Origin of the sequence: Kitasatospora putterlickiae (assembly GCF_039527695.1) — a bacterium.
Classification (GTDB): Bacteria; Actinomycetota; Actinomycetes; order Streptomycetales; family Streptomycetaceae; genus Kitasatospora; species Kitasatospora putterlickiae.
In genome coordinates this window covers 1-5,065 of sequence record NZ_BAAAKJ010000233.1, presented here as the reverse complement: position 1 = coordinate 5,065, position 5,065 = coordinate 1, and the positions used below count along the sequence as shown (strand labels likewise).

Sequence of the window (5,065 nt, the reverse complement as noted above, 5' to 3'; positions counted from 1 at the left end):
TCCTGCTGCTGCGCGCCGACGCCCGGCTCGCCGTGCGCGGCGCCGTCCTCGGCACGGCCGCCGCCGTCGTCCTGATCGGCGGCTTCGGCCTCGGCGGCTCCGGCGTCACCGCCCGGCTCAGCTCGATCGGCTCCGTCTCCGACGCCCCCGACCAGTCCGTCTCCGACCGCTACGACCTGTGGGCCACCGCCGGGCGGATCTGGCAGGACCACCCCGTCTCCGGCGCCGGCCCCAAGGCCTTCCAGCGACTGCGCGACAGCCACGCCCCGCTGCGGCTCTCCTCCGGCAGCGACGCAGCCGACGCCACCATCGGCTTCCAGCGCGAACCGCTGCTCTCCCCGCACAACATGTACCTCCTGGTGCTCAGCGAGCAGGGCCTCATCGGCATCGTCGCCTACGGCCTGCTCTTCCTCGGCCTGCTCCTCGGCTGCCTGCGCTCCGCGCGCGGCCCCGGCCTCGCCGCCCTCGCCCTGCTCACCTGGGTCCTGGTCGACTTCCTCTACGCCGACATCGGCGGCACCACCACCGTGCTGACCTCGATCATCCTCGGCCTCGCCGCCCACGCGGCCCGCCCGGCGACCACCCGCCTGGCGACCACCCGCCCGGCGACCACCCGCCCCGAGCCCCCCGCAGGCGAGCGGGCGACTCTGGAGCCCGGCGCATGACCACCGACCAGCCGACCACGCTCGGTTCCCCCTCGCTGCCCGCCCCCCGGCAGGCGCCGGCCCCCACCGCGACCACCCCCGGCCCGCGCCGCGGCTTCCTCGCCAAGGCCTTCGGCGTCACCGCCGTGCTCAGCGCCGCCGGCTCCGCCCTCGGCCTGCTCCGCGACCTCCTGCTCGCCCGCTACTTCGGCGCCAACCAGGGCACCGACGCCTTCCTGGTCGCCTGGACCGTCCCCGAGACCGCCGCACCGCTGCTCATCGAGGACGCCATGTCCTTCCTGATGGTGCCCGCCTTCGCGCTCGCCCTGGTGCTCCGCGAGGAGCGCCCCGACGGCCCCGACCCGGTCCGCCAGCTGGTCCGCGCCACCCTGCCCTGGCTGCTGCTCGCCCTCTCCACGCTCTCCCTGGGCGCCGCGCTCGGCGCCCCCCGGCTGGTCGACCTGCTCGCCCCCGGCCTGGCCGACCCCCGGCTCGCCGTCACCTGCACCCGGATCACCGCGATCACCGTGCTGCCGTTCGGCGTGGCCGGCTACCTCGCCGCCGCCCTGCGCGCCCACCACCGGTTCACCGCCCCGGCCGGCATCTACGTCGCCTACAACCTCGGCATCCTCGGCGTGCTGCTCACCTGCCACGCGCTGTGGGGCGTCCGCGCCGCCGCGATCGGCGTCGCCTTCGGCAGCCTGCTGATGGCCGGCCTGCTGATCGGCCCGTTCCTGCGCCGGCTGCGGGCCGGCGGCGGACACCGGGCCCGGACCCGCCGCTCCCGCAACGCCCTGGTGCTGATCCCGCTCGCCCTGCTGCCGGTCGGCGTGTTCACCCTGACCCGCCAGGCCCAGGTCTTCATCGAACGGTTCCTCGGCTCGGCGCTGCCGCCCGGCACCATCTCGCACCTCAACTACGCGGCCAAGGTCTCCCAGCTCGCCATGACCGCCGGGATCCTGATCTGCACCGTCACCTTCCCGCTGGTCGCCCGGGCGCTCGCCGCCGGGGACCTCACCGCCGCCCGCGACCGGGTGGAGAAGGACCTCGGCCAGGCGGCGGCCGTCGTCCTGCTCGGCACCGCCTTCCTGATGGCCTGCGCCCCCTCGGTGGTCGAGCTGCTCTTCGAACGCGGCGCCTTCGGCCCCCGGGACACCGCCGCCACCGCCGCCGTCATCCGGGTCTACAGCTTCGGACTGCTCGCCCAAGCGCTGATCGGCGTGATGATCCGCCCCTACTTCTCGCTGCGCCCGGTGGTCCGCCGGGCCGGCGACCCCAGCCCCGAGGACGGCGGCCGCCGGCTGCTCGACTGGTACCCGGCCGGCGCCATGGCGTTCGGCCTGGCCGTCACCGTCACCGTCGGCGTGCTCGCCACCCCCCGGTTCGGCGCTCTCGGCCTGGCCGCCGGCAACGCGGCCGGCATCACCACCACGGCGGCGCTGCTGCTGCACGGCCTGGTCCTGCGCGGCATCCCGCTGCGGCTGCGCCGGGTCCTCGGCGGCCACGCCCGGCTGCTGGCCACCGCGGCCGGAGCCACCGCGCTCGGCATGCCCGCCGCCGGCCTCGCCGCCGACCCCCTGCTGTCCACCGCGCTCGGCGGTCTCACCGTCGCGTTGGCCTTCGCCGCCCTGGGCACCGGCCTCGGCGCCCGCGAGGTGCGCGGCCCGGTCCGGGCCGCCCTCCGGGTCCTGGGGCCGGTCCCCGGCCCGTCTCCTGTCGCCGATGAAGGGAAGCCTCCCCATGGATGCTGAACGGGGATCAGTCCGGTCGGTCCCCTCGGGTGTACGCCGCCCCGCCGCAACGGCGGCCGCCACCCGGCGCACCGACCTGCCGCGCACCGACGCGCCACGGACCGACACGCCGCGCTCCGGCCTCCGCAGACCGCCGGCGCAATTGCCCAGAAGCCGGCGCCCGCTGCCCGAGGCGCCGGTCACCGAGACCACCTCGCCGTGGATCCTGATGTACCACTCGGTGGCGGTCGAGAAGGAGGACCCCTACCAGCTGACCGTCAGCCCCGAGCGGTTCGCCGAGCAGATCGCCTGGCTGCACCGGCGCGGGCGGCGCGGGGTCTCGGTGCGGGAGCTGATGCGGGCCAGGGCGGCCGGCCGGGCCGACCGGCTGGTCGGCCTCACCTTCGACGACGGCTACGCCGACTTCGCCCGCCACGCCGTGCCGATCCTCCAGGCGTACGGCTTCACCGCCACCGCGTACGTGGTCGCCGACCTGCTCGGCCGGGCCAACGACTGGGACACCGAGGGCCCCCGGAAGACCCTGCTCACCGTCCAGGAGGTCACCGACCTCGCCGCCGCCGGCTGGGAGATCGGCTCGCACGGCCTCGGCCACCAGGCGCTGGCCGGCCTGCCCGCCGATGTGCTCGCCGCCCAGACCCGGGAGAGCCGGCGGGTCCTGGAGGAGATGGTCGGGGGGCCGGTCACCGGCTTCTGCTACCCGTACGGCGCGGTCGACCTGGCCGCCACCCTGGCCGTGCGGGACGCCGGCTACGACTACGCCTGCGCGATCGCGCACTCCCCGCTCACCGGCCGGTACGCGCTGCCGCGCTGCTACGTCGGCGACCGCGACGGCGCCTGGCGCCTGCGCGCCAAGCGCGGCCGCCACCGGATGCGCGACACCGTCGCCGAACTCCGCCGCCAGCGCCTCGCCCGCCGCCGCGCCCTCCGTCCCGAGCGCTCCGACGGCGAGCGGGCGAGCAGCAGATGAGGGTTCTCCACATCGTCACCGGCCTCGCCTCGGGCGGCGCCGAGCGCCAGCTCCAGCTGCTGCTCCGCCATCTGCCGGCCCACCAGCACTGCGAGGTGCTGGCGCTGACCAACCCGGGAGCGGTGGCCGACGCGCTGCGCGCCGAGGGCGTCACCGTCCACCACCTCGGCATGCGCGGCAACCGGGACCTCGGGGCGCTGCCCGGGCTGGCCCGCCAGGTCCGGGCCGGGCGCTACGACCTGGTGCACACCCACCTCTACCGGGCCGGGCTGTACGGCCGGCTGGCCGCCCGGCTGGCCGGGGTGCGGACGGTGGTCGCCACCGAGCACTCGCTGCACCCCGGGGTGATCGAGGGCCGCCCGGTCACCCGCGGCGTCAAGGGCCTCTACCTGGCCGCCGAACGCCTCGGCACCACCACCGTCGCGGTCTCCCGGCAGGTCGCCCAGACCCTGCACGCCTGGGGCGTGCCGCCGGCCAGGGTCGAGCTGATCCCGAACGGCGTCGACGCCGCCCGCTACCGGCGCCCGCCCGCCGACCGGGCCGCCACCCGCGCCCGGGTGCGCGCCGAACTCGGCCTGCCGCCGGGCGGCCGGGTGATCGGCGGGATCGGCCGGCTGGTCCCGGGCAAGCGGTTCCACGTCCTGCTGGAGGCACTGGCCGGGCTGGACGGCGCCTCCCGCCTGGTGCTGGTCGGCGAGGGCCCGGAGCGGTCCGCCCTGGAACGGCGGGCCGCCGCCCTCGGCGTCCGCGACCGCCTGGTGCTCACCGGCGAGCGCGACGACGTGCCCGACCTGCTCACCGCCCTGGACGTGCTGGCCGCCCCCTCCACCGAGGAGACCTTCGGCCTCGGTGTGCTGGAGGGGCTCGCGGCCGGGCTGCCGGTGCGCCACAGCGCCTGCCCGGCGCTGGACGAACTGCCGCCCGGCGCCGCCCCGCAGGCCCGCCGGATCCCCTCCGAGGCCGCCGCCTACACGGCCGCGCTGCGCGAGCTGCGCCACCTCGACGACCACTGCCCCGACCCGCTGCCCCGGCCCCCCGCGGTCGGCCACTACGACATCGTCCGGGTGGCCGCCGACCTCGGCGCCCTCTACGACCGGCTGGTCCGGCCGTGAGACGGCAGCACCCTCACAGACGCCGGGCCGCCGGCCGGGCGGCCCTCATAGCCAAGGAGTCCCCCATGACCGAACCGCGCAGAAGTGCCCGCCGGCTGGTCAGCCGCTGGTGGCCGGTGGTTCTCGCGGTGCCGCTGGGCGCCGCCGCCGGCGCCGGGTACGCCGTCGTCGCCCACCCCTCGTACGCCGCCGACTCCTATGTGATCGTGGTGCCCGAGACCCAGGGCGAGGCCGCCACCGCGGTCAACTTCGCCCAGGCGTACGGCCGGCTGGCCGGCCGGCCGCAGGTGCTGGACGCGCCCGCCGCCGAGACCGGGCACCGCCTGGCCGAGCTGGAGTCCCTGGTGCACGGCACCACCTCGCCGGACGCGCCGATGATCGAGATCACCGGCACCGGGCCCGACCGGCAGGAGGCCGTCCGGGCGGCCGACGCGGTGGCCCGCTCGCTGATCGCCTTCGCCAACACCAACAGCAAGGAGACCGGCGTCCGGCTGGTCCCGCTGGCCGCCGCCGCGGAGCCGGCCAGGCCGACGACGCCCTCCGGGCGGCTGGACGTCGCGGTCGGCGGCGCGGCCGGCCTGCTGATCGGCG

At 77.1% G+C, this 5,065-nt stretch carries 5 protein-coding genes; all 5 read left to right on the top strand.

The features are described from left to right. A partial coding sequence (locus tag ABD308_RS23325) for an O-antigen ligase family protein (RefSeq protein ID WP_344338218.1) occupies window positions 1–665 on the top strand: 665 nt, incomplete at its 5' end. Then, entirely contained in the window at window positions 662–2,395 is a 1,734-nt protein-coding gene (locus ABD308_RS23320; protein ID WP_344338216.1) for a lipid II flippase MurJ, read from the top strand. The genes ABD308_RS23325 and ABD308_RS23320, both read left to right, overlap by 4 nt. A 142-nt stretch (window positions 2,396–2,537) precedes the next feature. Next, on the top strand, window positions 2,538–3,362 hold the full coding sequence (locus ABD308_RS23315) for a polysaccharide deacetylase family protein (protein ID WP_344338214.1): 825 nt from the start codon (window positions 2,538–2,540) through the stop codon (window positions 3,360–3,362). Beyond that, window positions 3,359–4,474, top strand: coding sequence for a glycosyltransferase (locus tag ABD308_RS23310; RefSeq protein ID WP_344338212.1), 1,116 nt, complete (start codon window positions 3,359–3,361; stop codon window positions 4,472–4,474). Before ABD308_RS23315 ends, ABD308_RS23310 begins: the two co-directional genes overlap by 4 nt. Before the next feature lie 65 nt (window positions 4,475–4,539). Beyond that, window positions 4,540–5,065, top strand: a 526-nt coding sequence (locus tag ABD308_RS23305; protein ID WP_344338210.1) for a YveK family protein, incomplete at its 3' end; no start/stop codon positions are given.

Bases quoted from the DNA above. Each gene is read 5' to 3' on its own strand.
- ABD308_RS23310 (WP_344338212.1), top strand. From the start codon at position 3,359: ATGAGGGTTCTCCACATCGTCACCGGCCTCGCCTCGGGCGGCGCCGAG.
- ABD308_RS23320 (WP_344338216.1), top strand. From the start codon at position 662: ATGACCACCGACCAGCCGACCACGCTCGGTTCCCCCTCGCTGCCCGCC.